Source organism: Stenotrophomonas sp. 80084_Sma, assembly GCF_056481995.1.
Genome location: NZ_CM151177.1, coordinates 2,814,878 through 2,833,227 on the forward strand (window position 1 = coordinate 2,814,878; position 18,350 = coordinate 2,833,227).

The 18,350-nt window shown below is 65.9% G+C and carries 14 protein-coding genes; 6 read left to right on the plus strand and 8 right to left on the minus strand.

The window, feature by feature from the left end:
• Nucleotides 1-61 precede the first annotated feature (61 nt).
• A complete protein-coding gene (locus tag ACZK3W_RS13070; protein WP_197615433.1) occupies nt 62-1,393 on the plus strand; it encodes an Nramp family divalent metal transporter in 1,332 nt (443 codons plus the stop codon).
• A gap of 206 nt (nt 1,394-1,599) precedes the next feature.
• On the opposite strand, the gene ACZK3W_RS13075 is transcribed toward ACZK3W_RS13070, so the two are convergent.
• The 4 genes from ACZK3W_RS13075 to ACZK3W_RS13090 form a co-directional block, all read right to left on the minus strand.
• A complete protein-coding gene (locus tag ACZK3W_RS13075; RefSeq protein ID WP_049461515.1) occupies nt 1,600-1,926 on the minus strand; it encodes a thioredoxin family protein in 327 nt (108 codons plus the stop codon).
• Nucleotides 1,898-2,377, minus strand: coding sequence for a flavodoxin (locus tag ACZK3W_RS13080; RefSeq protein ID WP_180837663.1), 480 nt, complete (start codon nt 2,375-2,377; stop codon nt 1,898-1,900). Before ACZK3W_RS13080 ends, ACZK3W_RS13075 begins: the two co-directional genes overlap by 29 nt.
• A gap of 13 nt (nt 2,378-2,390) precedes the next feature.
• The gene (locus tag ACZK3W_RS13085; RefSeq protein WP_125894401.1) at nt 2,391-3,431 is read right to left on the minus strand and encodes a ribonucleotide-diphosphate reductase subunit beta; all 1,041 of its coding nucleotides are present in this window, start codon (nt 3,429-3,431) and stop codon (nt 2,391-2,393) included.
• Between the two features lie 147 nt (nt 3,432-3,578).
• Nucleotides 3,579-5,942, minus strand: a complete 2,364-nt coding sequence (locus ACZK3W_RS13090; RefSeq protein ID WP_197615432.1) for a ribonucleoside-diphosphate reductase subunit alpha — start codon at nt 5,940-5,942, stop codon at nt 3,579-3,581.
• A gap of 433 nt (nt 5,943-6,375) precedes the next feature.
• On the opposite strand from ACZK3W_RS13090, the gene ACZK3W_RS13095 reads away from it, so the two are divergent.
• Together ACZK3W_RS13095 and ACZK3W_RS13100 are read left to right on the plus strand one after the other, a co-directional pair.
• Entirely contained in the window at nt 6,376-7,353 is a 978-nt protein-coding gene (locus ACZK3W_RS13095) for a zinc-binding dehydrogenase (RefSeq protein ID WP_125894397.1), read from the plus strand.
• 227 nt (nt 7,354-7,580) lie between these two features.
• On the plus strand, nt 7,581-10,205 hold the full coding sequence (locus ACZK3W_RS13100; RefSeq protein WP_197615431.1) for a TonB-dependent receptor domain-containing protein: 2,625 nt from the start codon (nt 7,581-7,583) through the stop codon (nt 10,203-10,205).
• Nucleotides 10,206-10,312: 107 nt separating this feature from the next.
• On the opposite strand, the gene betT is transcribed toward ACZK3W_RS13100, so the two are convergent.
• Both betT and ACZK3W_RS13110 read right to left on the minus strand, forming a co-directional pair.
• The gene (gene betT / locus ACZK3W_RS13105; protein WP_197615430.1) at nt 10,313-12,292 is read right to left on the minus strand and encodes a choline BCCT transporter BetT; all 1,980 of its coding nucleotides are present in this window, start codon (nt 12,290-12,292) and stop codon (nt 10,313-10,315) included.
• Between the two features lie 195 nt (nt 12,293-12,487).
• Nucleotides 12,488-12,868, minus strand: coding sequence for a VOC family protein (locus ACZK3W_RS13110; protein ID WP_106468284.1), 381 nt, complete (start codon nt 12,866-12,868; stop codon nt 12,488-12,490).
• Between the two features lie 147 nt (nt 12,869-13,015).
• On the opposite strand from ACZK3W_RS13110, the gene ACZK3W_RS13115 reads away from it, so the two are divergent.
• The 3 genes from ACZK3W_RS13115 to ACZK3W_RS13125 all read left to right on the plus strand — a co-directional run bounded on the left by ACZK3W_RS13115 (nt 13,016) and on the right by ACZK3W_RS13125 (nt 17,493).
• Nucleotides 13,016-13,534 carry a sigma-70 family RNA polymerase sigma factor gene (locus ACZK3W_RS13115; protein ID WP_049400598.1) on the plus strand — a complete coding sequence of 173 codons (519 nt, stop codon included), beginning with the start codon at nt 13,016-13,018 and terminating at the stop codon, nt 13,532-13,534.
• Nucleotides 13,531-14,475: a FecR domain-containing protein gene (locus tag ACZK3W_RS13120; protein ID WP_197615429.1), complete on the plus strand. Its 945-nt coding sequence runs from the start codon at nt 13,531-13,533 to the stop codon at nt 14,473-14,475. Before ACZK3W_RS13115 ends, ACZK3W_RS13120 begins: the two co-directional genes overlap by 4 nt.
• 69 nt (nt 14,476-14,544) lie before the next feature.
• A complete protein-coding gene (locus tag ACZK3W_RS13125; RefSeq protein WP_478449996.1) occupies nt 14,545-17,493 on the plus strand; it encodes a TonB-dependent receptor in 2,949 nt (982 codons plus the stop codon).
• 125 nt (nt 17,494-17,618) lie between these two features.
• Here ACZK3W_RS13125 and ACZK3W_RS13130 read toward each other — a convergent pair whose 3' ends face one another.
• Together ACZK3W_RS13130 and ACZK3W_RS13135 are read right to left on the minus strand one after the other, a co-directional pair.
• On the minus strand, nt 17,619-17,942 hold the full coding sequence (locus tag ACZK3W_RS13130) for a DMT family transporter (protein ID WP_014037506.1): 324 nt from the start codon (nt 17,940-17,942) through the stop codon (nt 17,619-17,621).
• Nucleotides 17,942-18,295 (minus strand): SMR family transporter, encoded by a 354-nt coding sequence (locus tag ACZK3W_RS13135; RefSeq protein ID WP_010485170.1) that lies wholly within the window; start codon nt 18,293-18,295, stop codon nt 17,942-17,944. The genes ACZK3W_RS13130 and ACZK3W_RS13135 overlap by 1 nt, the downstream gene beginning before the upstream one ends.
• Nucleotides 18,296-18,350: the final 55 nt, after the last annotated feature.

The following is an 18,350-nucleotide window of genomic DNA, read 5'->3' on the forward strand; positions in this document are numbered from 1 at the left end:
ACGCGATAAAGACGATTGTTTCACATTGCTAATGACTATAGCAGGAGCTATATTCGGACCCATGAACACCCTGGCGCCCCGCGACCCTTCGGCCTCCACTGCGGCCAGCCTGGGTGCGCTCAACGCCTCGGTGGCGGTGCCCGACAAGGGTCACTGGTGGTTCCGCCTGCTGGCCTTCCTCGGCCCGGGCTACATGATCTCGGTCGGCTACATGGACCCGGGCAACTGGGCCACCGACCTCGCCGGCGGTTCGCGCTTCGGCTACCTGTTGTTGTCGGTCATCCTCATTTCCAACCTGATGGCGGTGATCCTGCAGGCGCTGTCTGCGCGGCTCGGTATCGCCACCGGCATGGACCTGGCCCAGGCCTGCCGCGCGCGTTACCCGAAGCCGGTGAACCTGGCGCTGTGGGCGCTGTGCGAGGCGGCGATCATCGCCTGCGACCTGGCCGAAGTGATCGGCACCGCGATCGCATTGAAGCTGCTGTTCGACCTGCCGCTGCTGTGGGGCGCGGTGATCACCGCCCTGGACACGCTGCTGGTGCTGCTGCTGATGAACCGCGGCTTCCGGGCGCTGGAAGCCTTCGTGATCGCGCTGCTGATGGTGATCTTCGGCTGCTTCATGGTGCAGATCGCGCTGGCCGCACCGCCGGTGATGGACGTGCTGGGCGGCTTCATTCCGCGCGCGCAGGTAGTGACCGATCCGCACGCGCTGTACATCGCGATCGGCATCATTGGTGCCACGGTGATGCCGCACAACCTGTACCTGCATTCGTCGATCGTGCAGACCCGTGCCTACCCGCGCACCGATGAGGGCCGTCGCAGCGCGCTGCGCTGGGCGGTGACCGACAGCACCCTTGCGCTGACCCTGGCACTGTTCATCAACGCCAGCATCCTGATCCTGGCGGCGGCGGTGTTCCATGCCAATGGCCGATTTGATGTGGAAGACATCGAACAAGCCCACCAGCTGCTGGCGCCGATGCTGGGGGTGGGCGCGGCGGCGACGTTGTTCGCAGTGGCCCTGCTGGCGTCGGGCCTGAATTCGACAGTAACCGCCACGCTGGCCGGCCAGATCGTGATGGAAGGTTTCCTGCACCTGCGCCTGCCGCCGTGGCTGCGGCGGCTGATCACGCGCGCACTGGCAATCATTCCGGTGGTGGTGGTGATCATGCTGTTCGGCGACCAGGGCGCGGTAAAGCTGCTGGTGCTGAGCCAGGTGGTGCTGTCGATGCAGCTGCCGTTCGCGATCATCCCGCTGGTGCGGATCGTGACCGACAAAGTGACGATGGGCGCGCTGGTGGCCCCGCGCTGGCTGGGCAGCATCGCCTGGGTGATCGCACTGGTGATCGTGGCGTTGAACGTGAAGCTGCTGGTGGATACCTTCAGCGGCCAGTAGATCCACGCCATGCGTGGATGCCTTTGTAGAGTCGAGCCATGCTCGACTCATTCCATCACCGCGCGAACAGCAGTCGAGCATGGCTCGACTCTACAGAAAGCAAATCCCGCCAGCAGATCCACGCCACGCGTGTATGCCTTTGTAGAGTCGAGCCATGCTCGACTCATTCCATCACCGCGCGAACAGCAGTCGAGCATCGCTCGACTCTACAGATACAGCGCAATGGCGGCTTCAATCTGCTGCGGCGACTGGAACCCGGCCAGGCGGGTGCGTTCGTCGCCGTCACGGAACAGGGACAGCGTCGGCGTCTGCCGCAACCCCAGTCCCCTGAAGAACGCTTCACCCAGCACTTCCAGCTGCACGCGCAGCAGGGTGATGCCCTGCCCTGCACTGCTGGTCGCCACGCGGTGCAGCGACATCTCCAGCATCCGGCACCCTGGGCACTGGTCCTTGTGGAAATCCACCAGCACCCTCGGATGTTCGGCCAGCAGCTGCTGGAACTGCTCAGGCGTGGTGGCGTCGATGATCTGCATCGGTGTTGCTCCAGTAATGGGCCAGGACCGCGTCGGTCCAGGCCTCGATGGCCGCGGAATGGCAAACGCCATGCGGCATCTGTTCGATCTCCAGCGGCGGGTAGTCGCTGCGGAAGTAGCGGATCAGCCGGTGCACGGCGCCGCAGTAGTACTCCTGTCCCCACTGCGTCTCGCCGGTACCGAACACCGCCAGCTGCCGTGGCCGCTCGCCGCGCTCGGCGATGCCGGCCACCCAGGCTTTCATCTCCGACGGCGTGCGGCCGGCGTTGTCGGTCCAGCAGCCCAGCAACACCAGGTCGGCCTCATCGACGGCCAGAGGCGGTGCCTGGCGCAGGTCGTCGGCCTCCTGCCAGTGCACCGCATGGCCCGCTGCGCGGCAACGCTCCGCAATCAGCCGAGCGAGCTCGCGGGTGTTGCCACTCAACGAGGCCACCACCAGCAGGATGCTCAGCGCTTCGCTGGGCTCAGAGGTCGTCGAAGCCGTTGTCGACGTTGGTCTTCTTGTAACTTGCATTGCGCATCTCGAAGAAGTCGGTCTTGGTTTCGGTGAAGTTGTCGGCGTAGGCCTTGATCCACGGCATCACGTTGTCGGTGGTGTCGCTGTACAGGCGCTCGATGCCGAGCATGCCGGCCATCTTGTTGGCGCGGTACTTCACGTAGCGCACCATCTCGTCCACGTCGATGCCATCGATACCGTCCAGCACCTCCGACGACCACTGCGTCTCCAGCTCGATGGCGTGTTCGAACGATTGGTGCACGTAGGCGGTCAGCTCGTTGGTCTGCAGCTCAGGGTTCTCACCGATGATGGCGCGGACCAACTCGCTGATGAACTTGGTATGCGCCAGCTCGTCACGGTTGATGAAGCTGATGATCTTGCCCGTACCGTTCATGCGGTTCTGCCGCACCATGTTGTAGAAGTAGGCGAAACCGGAATAGAAGTTGATGCCTTCCAGGATCGAGGACTGGATCAACGACTTCAACAGGGTCTCGGCGGTCTTCTCGCGCATGAAGTCGTCGTATGCACCCATGATCGGTGCGTTGCGCTTGATGATGGTCGGGTGGGTCCGGGCGATCTCGAAAATGCGGTTCTGGTTCGGCAGGTCGGTGATCGACGCCAGCACGTAGCTGTAGCTTTCGTTGTGGATCACTTCCTGCTGGCCGATGATCGCGGCGTTGGCATGCGCGGCCGGGTCGGTGATGTACTCGGCCACGTTGTAGATGAAGCGCGTCTGCGGTGAATCCAGCGTGGCGAGCAGGCCGATGATCGAGTCGTAGGCGTTCTTTTCGCGTGCGTTGAGCTCGCCGTACTGGCGGGCATCGAGCTTCATGTCGACCTCGTCGGGAATCCAGAAGTTGGTCGACAGCTCCTTGTAGGCCCGATAGAACGACGGGTACGGAATGTCGTTCCAGTTGAGGATGCCGCTGGTGCGGCCGTTGATGATGCCGGTGCTGCGGTTGGGATGGCGCGGTTCGAGGATCTTGATGCGGTCGAGGGGGGTTGCCATGGGTTTCTGCCTTCGTTCTCTTTCTATCGTGTTGCCGGCCAGCGGCCGGCACTACCATGGATCGCGGGGTTGCCGGCCAGCGGCCGGCACTACCGTAGATCGCGGGGTTGCCGGCCAGCGGCCGGCACTACCGTGGGTCGCCGGCGGTCAGCTGGAGCACCACTCGCATTCGCTGATGTCTATGTCGTTGGAGCGCACGTAGTAGGTGGTCTTCAGGCCTTCGCGCCAGGCACTCAGGTGCAGCTCCAGCAGCGTGCTGGCGCGGATGGTGCTTGGCACGTACAGGTTGAAGCTGATCGACTGGTCGACGTGGCGCTGGCGGCGTGCGTTCTGGCGCACGCTGGCGAACTGGTCGACCTTGTAGGCGCCCTTCTCGTAGTACGGCCAGGTTTCCAGCGACAGGCCCGGCGCGGCCACCGGCCGCCGGAAATCCTTCTTTTCCTCGTAGTAGAACGCGCTGTAGATCGGGTCGATGGAGGCGGTGGAACCCGCGATCTGTGCCGTACTCATGTTCGGCGCCACCGCCAACAGCCAGCCGTTGCGCAGGCCGTGCGTGGCGACCTCGCGGGCCAGGCTGTTCCAGGCCGCGCCGTTGTAGTCGCGGTCACTGAAGTAGCGTCCGTTGTGCCAATCGCTGCCGGTGAACATCGGGTAGCTGCCTTTCTCCTTCGCCAGCTGCGCGCTGGCCTGGATGGTCAGGAAGTTGATGCGCTCGTAGAGGCGGTCGGCCAGCTCTTCGGCATCCGGCGATTCCCACTGGATCGCCTGCTGCGCCAGCAGGTGGTGCCAGCCGAACGTGCCCAGGCCGATGGCACGGTACTTGCGGTTGGTGATCGTGGCCTGCGGCACCGGCAATGCGTTGAGGTCGATCACGTTGTCGAGCATGCGCACCTGGATCGGGATCAGGCGCTCCAGCACGTCGGTGGCCAGCAGGTCATCCGGCGCACTGATCGCACGTCCCAGGTTGATCGAGGACAGGTTGCAGACCACGAAGTCACCGGCCCGGCGTGTGGTGACGATCTGGTCGCCGCTGACGATCTCCTGGATCATCCGCGTCGGGCTCATGTTCTGCAGGATCTCGGTGCACAGGTTGCTGGAATAGATCATGCCCGCGTGCTTGTTCGGGTTCCGGCGGTTGACCTCGTCGCGGTAGAACAGGAACGGGTTGCCGGTCTCCAGCTGGCTGAGCATGATCCGCTTGAACAGATCGATGGCCTTCACCGTGCGGCGGCTGATGCGCTCATCGGCCACCAGCTCGGCGTAGCGGTCGCGGAAGCTGCCAGAACCACGCTTCTCGTCGTAGAAGTCCTGCAGGTACCAGCCCTTGGCCTGCTTCACCTCGTGCGGATCGAACAGGTACCAGTCGGCGCGACGTTCGACCGCTTCCATGAACAGGTCGGGCACGCACACCGAGGTGAACACATCGTGCGCGCGCAGGCGCTGGTCCCCATTGTTGAGGCGCAGGTCCATGAAGGCTTCGATGTCGCGGTGCCAGATGTCCAGGTACACCGCCACCGCACCCTTACGCTGGCCGAGCTGATCAACAGACACCGCAGTGTTGTTGAGCTGCTTGATCCACGGCACCACGCCGCCGGAGGAATTGGCCACGCCACGGATCGGCGCGCCGCTGCTGCGCACATAGCCCAGATAGGCTCCAACACCACCGCCGTGCTTGGACACACGGGCGATATCGGTGTTGGAGTCATAGATGCCCTGCAGGCTGTCGTCCACCGTGTCGATGAAGCAGCTCGACAACTGCCCGCCCACCTTGCCGGCATTGGCCAGGGTCGGTGTGGCCACCGTCATGTACAGGTTGGACAGCGCCCAGTACGCCTCTCCGACCAGCTGCATGCGCCGCTCACGCGGCTTTTCCTCCTGCATCAGGTACAGCGCGATGGTCAGCCAGCGCTCCTGCGGCAGTTCGTAGACTTCGCGGCTGCGGTCGCTGGCCAGGTAGCGCGTGGCTAGCAGGTACAGGCCGTTGTACGCGAACAGGCGATCGCGTTCCGGATCGATCATCTCGCCGGCCTGCTGCAATTCTTCCTTCGAGTAGCAGCGCAGGATGTCGTTGCTGTAGATGCCGCGATCGGCGAGGCTTTCCTGCAGGCCCACGTAGGAGCCGTACTTCAGGCCGACATCGTAGAAGCGGTTGCGGCTGGCGCGCTTGTACAGGCGGCGCAGGTAGATGCGCGCGGCAAACTGCTCCCACTCCGGCGCGACCAGGTCCACGCGCGATTCGGCCTCGCGGATCAGCAGATCGACCAGGTCGTCGGCGCTGATGCTGGGCTTGCGCTCGACCATCGCCTGCACCACGCGGCGGTAGTCGCTCACATCCAGCTGCGGGAACTCGGCATGCACCGCATCGATGCTGCGCTGCAGGCGCTCGGCCTCGAACGGCAGGCGGCGGTTGCCGGCCTCCTTGGTGATCCAGGTCGGCACGCGCTCGCCACCGGCGCGCAAGGCGTCGCCAGCGCCGGCCAGATCGGCCACGCGGAAGGTACTGTCGGTCATGGTGGTGAAACTCCAGGCTCGCACGCGCGTCGGCGGTCGATGCCATGGCGGCCCTGCACGCGATACCGGCGCACGGGGCGGTCGGGGTGGGATGCCAAAGCGCGGGAACACCAGATCGTCGGCAACAGCCTGCGCCTGCGGCCGGTATCCGGGCCGTGGGGGCGATCTGGGTCCGCACGATGGCGGCCGCGTCGACACGGCAAGCCTTCAGGGGCGGGCCGCGGGACGTTTGCTGCATGTCCGGCGGCGGCGGCTGACCGGGAGTGACGGCCACAACATAGTGGGGATACTCGGAGCCGTCAACACAAGATGCGGTAATCAGCACATGTCGCGACGATCAGTCGCAGGATGCCGTGTTGCACCGGCGGCGCCTTGTCGACATCCCCTGCGTCCCCAGTTCGGTACAACATCAACTTTCCCCGGAACACCGCCCATGCGCGCTGCCCAGTACCCCTCCTTCGGCGACCCGGCCGACGTCCTCGCCATTGCCGATGCCGCCCTGCCCGAGCCCGGCCCCGGCGAAGTGCGCATCCGCACCGTGCTGGCCTCGATCCACAACCACGACCTGCTGACCGTGCGCGGCCTGTATGGCTACAAGCCAACGCTGCCGGCGATCGGGGGCAGTGAAGCACTGGGCGTGGTCGATGCACTCGGCGACGGCGTCGACGGCCTGCAGATCGGCCAGCGGGTTGCCGCCGCCTCGGTGCACGGCACCTGGGCCGAGGCCTTCATCGCCCCGGCACGCATGGTGATTCCGATGCCGGAGGCGATCCCCGACGAAATGGCCGCACAGCTGATCGCGATGCCGCTGAGCGCGCTGATGCTGCTGGAGTTCCTGCACGTCGAGACGGGCCAGTGGATCGTGCAGAACACTGCCAACGGCGCGGTGGGCAAATCGCTGGCGATGCTGGCGCGGGCGCGTGGCGTGCATGTGGCCAACCTGGTGCGCAATGCCGATGCGGTCGCACAGTTGAAAGCGCTGGGCATCGATCATGTGTTCGACACCTCGGTGGACGGCTGGAAGGATCGCGTGCGTGAGGCGACCGGCGAAGCGCAGGCCGCGGCCGCGGTGGATTCCATCGGCGGCGACGCCAGCGGCGATCTGGTCGACCTGCTTGGCCACCACGGCACCCTGGTGTCGTTCGGTGTGATGAGCGGCGAGCCGATGCGCATTCCCGCCGGCGGCCTGATCTACAAGGAAGCCACGGTGAAGGGCTTCTGGGGCAGCAAGGTCAGCCAGGCGATGGCGGTGGAGGACAAGCGCCGGCTGGTTGGCGAACTGCTGAAGCGCGCGGCGAGCGGCGAACTGACCCTGCCGGTGGAGCAGGTCTTCGCGCTGGACGACATCGCCCAGGCAGCAAAGGCCGGTGCGGGTTCGGGCCGCAACGGCAAGGTGCTGCTGCGGCCGTGATGGCCGGACAACCGGGGTCGGATCCCTTTCCGTTGGAACGGGATCTGACCCGCAGGAGGAGTGCGGACCAACGGTCCGCACCCACCGAAGGACAGATCGCGCCGCCGAGAGCGTCTACTTTCGTTAAGAACCTGTGATGTATAACTGAATGCGCTTTCGTCATTGGAAGGCGCACGTGGCTGCGTGCGGTACTGACGGCTCCTCCCCCGTTTGGCGTTGTCGCTTCCATGTACCGCACCACCCTGAACCTGCTTGCCGGCGCGATCGCGCTGGGCCTCACCGCCGGCGCTGCCGGCGCCGCTGAAACCGCCGATTCCGGCAAGGACAGCACCACCCTCGGCACTGTGCTGGTGACCGGCTCCAACATCAAGCGCAGCGATACCGCCGGGCCCAACCCGGTGCAGATCGTGAGCCGCGAACAGATCGAACAGACCGGTCGTTCCACCCTTACCGACGTGCTGCGCAACCTGTCGGCCAATGCCGGCAACAGCTTCGACGAGCAGTACACCGGCAGCTTCGCCGCCGGCTCGGCCTCGATCGGCCTGCGCGGCCTGTCGCCGAAGAACACGCTGGTGCTGGTCAACGGCTATCGGGTGTCCAACTTCGGCTTCGCGCTCAACACCCAGGACACCTTCGTTGACCTCAACGCGCTGCCGATCAGTGCGGTCGAGCGCATCGAAGTGCTGAAGGATGGCGCCTCGGCGGTGTACGGCTCCGACGCCATCGCCGGCGTCATCAACATCATCCTGCGCAAGAACTTCCAGGGCGTGGAAGTCGGCGGCGGCTTCGGTACCGCCACCCAGGGCGGCCTGAACGAACGCAAGGCCAACCTGCTGGCCGGCTTCGGTGATCTGGAACAGCAGGGCTGGAACGTGCTGTTCGGGCTGGATCTGCTCAAGCGCGACCGCCTCGATGGCGATAACCGTGCCTATACCCGCAGCGGCGATTTCCGCGACAAGCCCGGTGGTCGCCTGGCCGGGTGGTCCACTGCCGGTGGCAACTGGCTGAGCAACCCGCGTGCGCCGCAACCGTTCGCCAACTGCCCCGACGGCAGCCAGCTGCGCCCGTACAGCGACTTCGGCAGCACCCTGCCCGGCCAGGCCTGCGCCTTCAATGCGCAGCCGTTCAAGACCCTGCAGCCCGGCGCCGAGCGCCTGCAGGCGTCGCTGAGTGCGACCTACCGCTTCAATGACAGCGTCGAGGCCTTCGCCGATGTGCTGTACAGCCACAACAAGGCCGACCAGATCTTCAGCGCGCCACTGACCGTCGGGCCGGGCCTGCGTGCCTACAACCCGGCCACCGGCACCCTGATCGATGTGCCGGCGGTGCTGCCGGTCGGCCACCCGAACAACCCGGGCAGCACGCCGCTGCCGTTCGAGTACACCTTCTTCGATCTCGGCCCGCGCCTGAAGGACAACACCCAGGTGTTCTACCGTGCCCTGGCCGGCGTGCGCGGCAGTGGCGAGCGCTGGGACTGGGAAGTGGCAGCGCTGACCTCGCAGAGTGCACAGCGCGAGTACGTCGACAACTTCGTCAACCGCTACGCCTTCGAGCAGATCCTGCGCGATGGCAGCTACAACTTCCTCAACCCGTCCAGCACGCCGGGGGCGCTGGATGCACTGCGCCTGCAGACCAAACGCCCCGGCTGGTACAAGCTGCACTCGTTGAACGTAAAGGCGTCGACCACGCTGTGGGAGCTGCCGGCCGGTGCAGTCGGCTTCGCCTGGGGCGCCGAGTTCCGCAAGGAATCATTGGATGCGCGCACCAGCGCACAGGTGCTGTCGGGTACCGAGCTGCGCCCGGCCATCAACGTGGTCAACGGCGAGCGCCAGGTCAGTGCCGCCTACGCCGAACTGAGCGTGCCGCTGCACCGCACGCTGGAACTGCAGCTGGCCGGTCGCGGCGACCGCTACGACGACTTCGGCAAGGCGTTCTCGCCGAAGGTGGCATTGCGCTGGCAGCCGCTGGACAGCCTGCTGCTGCGCGGCTCGTTCTCGCGTGGCTTCCGTGCGCCGTCGCTGCCCGAAATCGCTCCGGGCCAGACCGTCAGCTACGGCTCGGTGATCGATCCGTTCGACCCACTGCAACCGGGTGGCAGCCGCGGCGTGACCAACATCCGCACCGGCAACCCGGACCTGAAGGCCGAGCGCTCGCGTAACTTCAACGTGGGTGCGGTGTGGTCGCCGGATGGCGATACCAGCATCGGCCTGGACTGGTACCGCATCGAACAGGACAACCTGGTCAAGCCTGACAGTGCGCAGTTCATCGTCGACAACCCGACCCTGTTCCCGGGCCGCGTACAACGCGAGAACGGACGCATCCAATTCATCACCAACCAGTACGCCAACCAGGGCGAACTGACCACCTCGGGGCTGGACCTGGACGCCAGCCGTACCTTCCGCACCGACGGTTGGGGCAACTTCACCGTCGCCGGCAGCTGGACCCACCTGCTCAGCTTCAAGCAGCCGCTGGTGGCCGGCCAGGCGCCCTATGACGGGGCCGGCAACAACCGCCATGGCGCGCTGCCGCGCACCCGCGGCACCACCTCGTTGAACTGGGCGGTGGGCGACTGGAGCAGCACGCTGAGCCTGCAGTACGTGAGTGGCTACGACCAGCGTGTGGCGACGGCCACCAGCAATCCGGGGCTACGCGACCGCATCAAGCCGTATCACCAGCTGGATCTGTACGTGGCCTACGAAGGTATTCCCAACACCACGCTGTCGCTGTCGGTGCTGAACCTGACCGACAAGGACCCGCCGTTCGACCCGGCCGGTGGCTCCAACGGTTTCGACATCAGCCAGTACAACCTGCGCGGGCAGTTCGTTTCGCTGGGGGCTCGTTACAGGTTCTGATTGCCACTGTAGAGCCGAGCCATGCTCGGCTGCTCTTCCGACACCGAGGAGCCGAGCGCGGGCTCGGCTCTACAGGGTGTGCGGACCAACGGTCCGCACCCACCGCATCACCGGCTCAGGTGCAGGAACTGCAGGTGCCGTTCGTACTGGCTGATGATGTCGTTGATGATCTGCTTGCGGCTGTAGCCCACCAGGTCGTAGTCCTGGCTGCCTTCGAACAGATGCACTTCAGCGCGGTAGTAGCGCTGGTTGCGCAGCTGCTGCGCGGCGAACGACGGCGTCAGGTAGCCACTCAGGATCACCCGGTACAGGAAGTCCTGCTGCTCGCCGTGGTTGACCGTCAGCTCCATGTCACCCGCTTCGAAGCGGGTGGCCACGTCCCAGCCCTGCCCGCGCAGCTGTTCGGCCACCGCTTCCATCGCCGGCTTCACCGTGTCATCCATGAAGCGGTAGACCTGGTCGCGCACCGGGAAGTGCATGGCCTGGCTCAGGCGCTGGCGCCAGCCCTGGTGGTGCCGGTCGTCACCGATCAGCGGCGAGGGCCGGTATTGCAGCGCGCGCTTGCGGTGCGATTCGTCACTGAAGGCGCGAGTCAGGCCCCACATCATCAGCAACAACACCGCCGAGAACGGCAGCGACGCCAGCACCACCGCCGATTTCAGCGCATCGATGCTGCCGGCAAGCAGCAACCCGGCGGTCAGCACCGCGATCACCGTGCCCCAGAACACGCGCAGCCAACGCGGACCATCATCCTCCGGCGCCCCGCCATGCGAGGACAACGTGGACAGCACCACCGCGCCGGAGTCAGCCGATGTCACGAAGAAAATGAAACTGACGAACACCGTCACCGCGATCACCGCCTTGCTCGACGGATACCCATCCAGCAGGGCATACAGCACGGTGGGTGGATCATCCACCGCCAGTTGCGCCAGTTGCTGCTGGCCATGGTGCAGCACCTGGTCCAGTGCGCTGTTGCCGAAGATCGACAGCCACGCCAGGGTGAAGCCGAGCGGGATCAGCAGCACGCCGAACACGAATTCACGGATGGTGCGGCCACGCGAGATGCGCGCGATGAACAGGCCGACGAACGGCGCCCAGCCGATCCACCAGGCCCAGTAGAACACCGTCCAGCCGCCCAGCCATTCCGGTCGGCCGCCATAGGCGTACACATCGAAACTCTTGCCGACCACGCTGCCGAGGTAGTCGCCCAGGTTCTGCATCAGCGTGCTGAGCAGGTACTGGGTAGGGCCGGCGCACAGCATGAACAGCACCAGCGCGATCGCCAGCAGCATGTTGATGTTGGCCATCCAGCGCACGCCCTTCTCCACGCCTGAAACGGCCACGGCCACCGCCGCGCCCATCATGCTGACCACCAGGATGATCTGCACCAGGTTGGAGTGCGGGATGTTGAACAGGTGCGACAGGCCGGCGTTGAGGTGCAGCACGCCGAAGCCCATGTCGGCGCCGATGCCGAACACGGTGGCGACAATGCCCAGCGCATCCACGGTATAGCCGATCGGGCCATTGATGCGCTTGCCGATCAGCGGGTACAGCGCCGAACGCAGGGCCAGCGGCAGGTTGTGGCGGTAGGCGAAGTAGGCCATCGCCATCGCCGCGAGTGCGAACACGCCCCAGCCATGCAGGCCCCAGTGCAGGAACAGCAGCTGCATGGCCTGGCGCGCGCCGGCCTCACCGGCCGCCGGATCGCCCTGCGGCGGCTGCAGGTAGTGGGTCAGCGGTTCGGAGACGCAGAAGAAGAACAGGGTGATGCTGATGCCGGCGGCGAACAGCATGCCGGCCCAGGAGAGATAGCTGAACTCCGGCTCGTCATGGTCGGCACCGAGCTTGATGCCACCGTACTTGGACAGCGCCACGCCGACCACGAACACCAGGTACAGGGTCATCGCCAGCAGGTAGTACCAGCCGACATTGAGTGCGGCCCAGTCCTGCGCCTTGACCAGAAGGCGGCCCGCACCGAGCGGGAACAGGCTGACAAACAGCGCGAACGCCACGACAACGATCGCCGCGAAGGCGAACACAGGTCGAAGGGTGCGCACCGGGGATTGTTGCGGCTCCAGTACTTCCATGGGGCGGCGTTCTCCGGTAGATCAAAGGGTTAGCCGACCGATTCTGGCTGAACCGCAGTGGACAGAGCATGAAGTTGCGGCCTGTGGTCACAGGCCCGGTCCACCATTCCGTGTTATCACGCGCGCGCCGAAGCGTGCCTGCGAGCGCAGCCGCGCGCGGACCGCGTGCATCGCGGCCACGCGCGTACTGGCCAATCACGACATTACGTGCACCGCGCACAGCTTGTTGCCATCCGGGTCGCGCAGGTAGGCCAGGAACAGCTGGCGCCCGGCCATGGTGCGGATGCCGGCCGGGTCTTCGATGGCGGTGCCACCATGGGCCACGCCCGCATCCTGCCAGCCACGCACCGCCTCGGCGCTGTCGAGGGTGAAACCAATCGTGCCGCCGTTGGCATGGCACGCCGGCTGCCCATCGATCGGTGCGGTGACGATGAACATGCGGCCGTCCTTGAAGTACACCAGCCGCCCCTTGTCATCGAAGACACCGGGACGGGCGCCCAATGCGGTGAACAGGGCATCGTAGAAGCGATGCGCGACGTCCATGTCGTTGGTTCCAACGGTGATGTGGCTGAACATGCGGGCACTCCCTGCGGAAAGACCGCAGTGTCGGCGAGCCCGGCGGTCATCGCAAACGCCCTGGCCGTTGCCCCCCCTGCACAGGGTTTGTCGTACACCTCCCGATCACACTATAATGGGAATCATTCTCATTAATGATCGATGCCGATGGCCGTGCCCGCCGCCTCCAGCACTGCGCTGGCGGGGTTCTACCGCGAACACCATGGCTGGCTGCTGGGCTGGCTGCGCCGCCGCACCCACAACGCCGACTGCGCTGCCGACCTGACCCAGGACACCTTCGTGCGCCTGCTCAGCCGTCGTGTCGATCCGTCCGAACTGCGCCTGCCGCGTGCCTATCTCAGCACCATCGCGCACGCGCTGCTGGTCAACCACTGGCAGCGCGCGGATCTGGAGCGCGCCTACCTGACGGCCTTGGCCGCCCAACCGGAGCCGGTGCATCCATCGGCGGAAGAACGCACGCAGGCACTGCAACTGCTGCACGCCATCGCCGACATGCTGGCCGGCCTGGCCGAACGCCCGCGGCGTGCGTTCCTGCTGGCACGACTGTCTGGCCTGGGCTATGCGGAGATCGGCCAACAACTGGGCGTGTCCGAGCGCATGGTCAAGAAGTACATGGCGCAGGCGATGCTGCATTGCCTGCGCCTGTCCGGCGACGCGGCGGCATGAGTGCGGCATTGGCTGGCCCGGCCCTGGAACAGGCTGCCGAATGGTTCGCGCTGCGCCAGCAGGGCTGGACTGATGACGAGCAGTACCGCTGGCGCGCATGGCTGCAGGCTGATGCCGGCCACGCCGATGCGTGGCGTCGGGTCGAGTCGGTCTGGCAGTCCTTTGCGCCCCTGTCGGCGCCGGCCGCCGCCACCGCGCTGGATGCCGCAGGCCGTCGTCGCCGGCAGGCTCTGCGCAGCCTCGGTGGCGCCCTCGGCATCGGCGCGGTTTCACTGCTGGGCCTGCATGGCCTGCAGGCGCAACGCGGCCTGCAGACGCAGCGCACCGTTGCCGGGCACACCGGGCACTGGAGACTGATTGATGGCAGCCAGTTGTGGCTCAACGCCGACAGCGAAGTCACCATCGACATCGGCAGCGGCCGCCGCGCCCTGCATCTGCTGCGTGGCGAGCTGCTGCTGCAGACCGGCCATCACCCTGCGTTCGCCGGCCAGCCGTTGACCGTGCATGTGCCGGGCGCACGCCTGCAGCCGATCGGCACCCGCTTCGCGGTCGGTCGTGAGGCGCAGGGCAGTCGCCTGGATGTGTTCGAGGGCGTGGTGCGCTGCCTGCCGATGTTCGGTGCGGCGCTGGATGTGGCTGCCGGAGGCGCGGTGCGGATCGGCCCGATGGGCGGGCTCACAACGGTCGCTGCCGATCCTCTGCGCGGTGACTGGCAGGACGGACGACTGCAGGTACAGGACACGCCTTTGATCCGCGTCATCGATGAGCTGGCCCGCCACCATCAGGGCTATCTTGGCTGTGATCCGGCGCTCGCCGCATTGAAAGTCACGGCAGTACTGCCACGCCTGGACAGCACCCAGGCGCTGCATCTGCTGGCCCGCGCCCTGCCGATCCGTGTCGAGCAGCGCTGGCCGTGGTGGACCGTCGTGCGTCCGCTTTGAAATCGCGGTTCCCTTTCTGTGCGCTCACCGGGCACTACAAGGGAACCCATTGCGGATGTTGCCGCCCCCATGAAACTGCCCTGCCCCTCCCCTCGCCCCCTGGCCATCGCCTTGTGCATGGCCCTGGCGACCCCCTGCCTGCTGCCTGCCTCGGTCCATGCACAGGAGACCGCCGCTGCGGTCCGCTGGCAGATTGCGCCCGGCCCGCTCGACCAGGCCCTGACCGCGTTCGGCCAGCAGTCGGGCCTGTCGATCGCTGCCGATGCGCGCCTGACCCGCGGCCGCCACAGCAGCGGCGTGCAGGCCACGCTCGGTACTGACGCCGCATTGGCGCAGCTGCTGGCCGGCACCGGCCTGGCCTTCCAGCGTGATGCCAGCGGTGTGGTGCTGCAGGCGGCACCCACCGCTGAAGCCGGGGTACGCCAGATCGGCACCCTGCGCGTGGCTGGCCAGGCCAGCGAAGGCGCTTCACCGTGGGGCCTCGCCGATGCCGATGCGGTCTACCGTGACAGCGGCTCCCGCGTGCACCTGGACCATCAGCAACTGGAACGCTTCCGCGGCCAGTCGATCGGCGACGTGCTGGCCGGCGCGGTGGGCGTGCACACCGCTGACGTTCGCAACGGCGGTGCGCTGGACGTCAACATCCGCGGCCTGCAGGGCCAGAACCGGGTGCCGGTGATCATCGACGGCGGCCAGCAGGCCATCGACGTGTACCGCGGCTATGCCGGCGTGCAGCAGCGCAGCTATCTCGATCCCGATCTGATCAGTGCGGTCAGCATTGAAAAGGGACCGAGCCTGGCCGCCAACGCCGCCAGCGCGATCGGCGGCGTGGTCTACATGGAAACGTTGAACGTCGATGACATCCTCGATGATGGCCAGACCTGGGGCCTGCGCATGCGCGGCGGCGTGGCCGACAACAGCATCGACCGCACCCGCACCTTCAAGCAGATCGCGCGCGGCAGCGACGACCGCAACAGCCTGCGCGACCCGCGCGACTGGAATGGCAGCGTGGCCTTCGCCCAGCGTGGCGAAGACTGGCAGCTGGTCGCGGCCTATGCGCGGCGCCGCCAGGGCAACTTCTTCGCCGGCAGCAACGGTGCGCATCGCTACGACAACCAGCACCTGTCCAGCGGCGGTACCGGCATGTCCAGCCAGGCCGTATCCAAGCTCTTCCATCCGGGCGATGAAGTGCTCAACACGCATACCGACAACGAATCGGCATTGCTGAAATTCACCTGGACGCCCAACCCGGACCAGCGGTTGGAGCTGAGCCACCGCTACTTCAACTCCAGCTTCGGCGAGATCATGCCGTCGGCGATCGGACGCGTGGGCGAGTCCAACGAATGGGTGACCTACGTGGACAAGGCCAACACCATGTTCCAGTTCGAGCCGGGAAAAATGCGGGTCAACGCCACCTCGCTGCGCCACCGCTACCGGCCCGAGGCACATCCGTGGCTGGACCTGAGCAGCACGCTGTGGTTTACCACCGCCACCAGCCGCATGTTCAACAGCAACATCGCCAACACGCCGCTGTTCAAGGACGTGCCCAACGACCAGATGCCGGACACGCTGGGCGAAACCTACGGCCCGGGACTGCAGTCGGACGTGAAGACCCAGCGCTGGGGCGTGGACAGCAGCAACACCACGAGCTTCAGCAATGCTCTGGGCGACTGGACGCTGCGCTATGGCGCCTCCTTCCAGCACGAGGACACGGCGCCCAACTCACCGGTGCTGCCGGTGGATTTCAACAACAACCGCTACCTGCGCTCGGGCACGCGCCGCGAAGCCAGCGTGGTGGCATCACTGCAGTGGCAGCCGTGGGACTGGCTGTCGCTGACCGCGGGCGGCCGCTTCACCGACTACCGCACCCGCGACCGCAACCGCGTGGCCTTCGTCAGTGAATCGCGCGACCTGCGCTACACCTTCGCGCGCCTGAGCAAGGGCGGCCAGCTGCTGCCCGGCTGGTACAAGGAGTGGTACCCGGATGCCCAGGGCAATTACACCTATGACTCGCTGCGCGCCACGCCCTATGGCGACAGCACGCTGGGCCAGGCCTACGATTTCGACGGCTTCATTCCCGATCCGCGCGGCGCCAACGGCTTCTATACCAAGCAGATTCCCACTGCCTGGGGCTACAAGCCGGCGATCCGGCGCTCCGGCCACGGCTTCGCGCCCTATGCCGAAGCACGCTTCAACCTCGACCAGGACATGTTCTTCTACGTGAAGTACGCGCAGGGCTGGAAGATGCCCAGCCTGTTCGAGTCGACGCTGGGCAACAGCACCTCGGCACCGGTGGCCGACCTCAAGCCGGAGAAGAACCGCGCCTGGGACATCGGCTTCAGCCTGCTCAAGCAGGACCTTTGGCGTGACGGTGATCGCCTGGCGTTCAAGGTCGCCTGGTTCAAGAACGATATCGACAACGCGATCACCCGTCGCTTCGATTCCAGCAACTGGGCGTTCTACGTCGACAACGTCGACAATTACACCGTGTCCGGCTATGAGCTGCAGTCCGGCTATGACGCCGGCATCGCCTACCTGGACCTGTCGGCCAGCTACTACCAGCGCGCGCGTACCTGCGATGCGGCCACCGCCAAGCGCCTGCGCGAAGACCCCTATGCGAAGTGGAGCAAGCTGGACACCACTCCGGACTGCGTGGACGGCGGCTTCGGCACCTCGTTCGTCAACGCGCAGAACCCACCGAAGTACTCGATTCACAGCACGCTGGGCTTCCGCCTGTTCGACAAGCGGCTGGATACCGGCATCCGCCGCACCTACAACAGCGGCCCCACCCACGAACTGGACAAGCCCTGGAACACCACCGGCTCGACCGGCCTGCAGAACATCTACCTGCCGACCGCGATCTATGACTTCTATGCGCGCTGGCAGTTCACGCCGCGCAGCGAAGTGGAGCTGGTGGTCAGCAACCTGCGCAACACCTACTACATGGACACGCTGGCGATGAGCCTGATGCCGGGCCCAGGGCGCACCACGCGGCTGAACTTCACCGCACGCTTCTGAGTGCTTCAGAAACAGCAACGCCCCGGGGAGATCATCCCCAGGGCGTTTGCCTGCGGCGGCTCACGCTCTGGAAGGTGCCAACCGTGGTTCTGGTAGGCGCCAACCTTGGTTGGCACAGCGACGCGTTACTTCGCGGTACTCAGCAACAGCACCGCAACAGTGACCAGACCGATGCCGACCCAGCCGATCGGACGCAGGCGGTTGCCGAACAACAGGCGGCCGCAGGTGGCAGTACCGATCACGCCGATCGCACCCCACATCGCATAGGCCGTGGCCAGATCCATGTAGCGCACGGCCTGGCCCAGCAGGGCAAAGGCGATCCAGACCATGACGATTGCAGCGACGCCCCAGCGCCAGCGGCGGAAACCTTCCGACTTGGCCACCATCATGTTGGCGGCGACGTCGATCAAGGCCGAACAGATCACGAAAAACAACGCCAAGGTATTCATCAGTGCGCCTCCCCGAGGGTGACGCAGACGATGCCGACCACTGCCAGCACCAGGCCGGCCAGCTGCTGCAGCGACAGGCTTTCACCGAAGACGGTGAGGCCGACCACAGTGAGCAGGGTCAGGCCGAGGCCTTCCCATACCGCATAGGCCACGCCCACGGCGATGCGGCGCACCGACTGCGCGAGGAAGAAGTAGGACAGCGCCAGCGCGCCGGCCATGATCAGATAGCCGGTCCAGCCGCCATCGCGAGCGGCATGGGCCATGAACGAGGTGCCGACCACTTCGGCGACGATCGCCACGGTCAGACAGGCCCAGGCGACCAGCGCGCCACGGGCGGGAACAGTACGGGACATGTGAAGCTCCTTGCAGGGCGGGGACCACGCCGCCTCATCAATGGATCCACACCGA

Coding starts and splice junctions, on each gene's coding strand:
- ACZK3W_RS13120 (WP_197615429.1), top strand. CDS start 13,531: ATGAGTGCGGCATTGGCTGGCCCGGCCCTGGAACAGGCTGCCGAATGG.
- ACZK3W_RS13095 (WP_125894397.1), top strand. CDS start 6,376: ATGCGCGCTGCCCAGTACCCCTCCTTCGGCGACCCGGCCGACGTCCTC.
- ACZK3W_RS13130 (WP_014037506.1), bottom strand. CDS start 17,942: ATGAATACCTTGGCGTTGTTTTTCGTGATCTGTTCGGCCTTGATCGAC.
- ACZK3W_RS13110 (WP_106468284.1), bottom strand. CDS start 12,868: ATGTTCAGCCACATCACCGTTGGAACCAACGACATGGACGTCGCGCAT.
- ACZK3W_RS13125 (WP_478449996.1), top strand. CDS start 14,545: ATGAAACTGCCCTGCCCCTCCCCTCGCCCCCTGGCCATCGCCTTGTGC.
- ACZK3W_RS13090 (WP_197615432.1), bottom strand. CDS start 5,942: ATGACCGACAGTACCTTCCGCGTGGCCGATCTGGCCGGCGCTGGCGAC.
- ACZK3W_RS13085 (WP_125894401.1), bottom strand. CDS start 3,431: ATGGCAACCCCCCTCGACCGCATCAAGATCCTCGAACCGCGCCATCCC.
- betT (WP_197615430.1), bottom strand. CDS start 12,292: ATGGAAGTACTGGAGCCGCAACAATCCCCGGTGCGCACCCTTCGACCT.
- ACZK3W_RS13100 (WP_197615431.1), top strand. CDS start 7,581: ATGTACCGCACCACCCTGAACCTGCTTGCCGGCGCGATCGCGCTGGGC.
- ACZK3W_RS13135 (WP_010485170.1), bottom strand. CDS start 18,295: ATGTCCCGTACTGTTCCCGCCCGTGGCGCGCTGGTCGCCTGGGCCTGT.
- ACZK3W_RS13115 (WP_049400598.1), top strand. CDS start 13,016: ATGGCCGTGCCCGCCGCCTCCAGCACTGCGCTGGCGGGGTTCTACCGC.
- ACZK3W_RS13075 (WP_049461515.1), bottom strand. CDS start 1,926: ATGCAGATCATCGACGCCACCACGCCTGAGCAGTTCCAGCAGCTGCTG.
- ACZK3W_RS13070 (WP_197615433.1), top strand. CDS start 62: ATGAACACCCTGGCGCCCCGCGACCCTTCGGCCTCCACTGCGGCCAGC.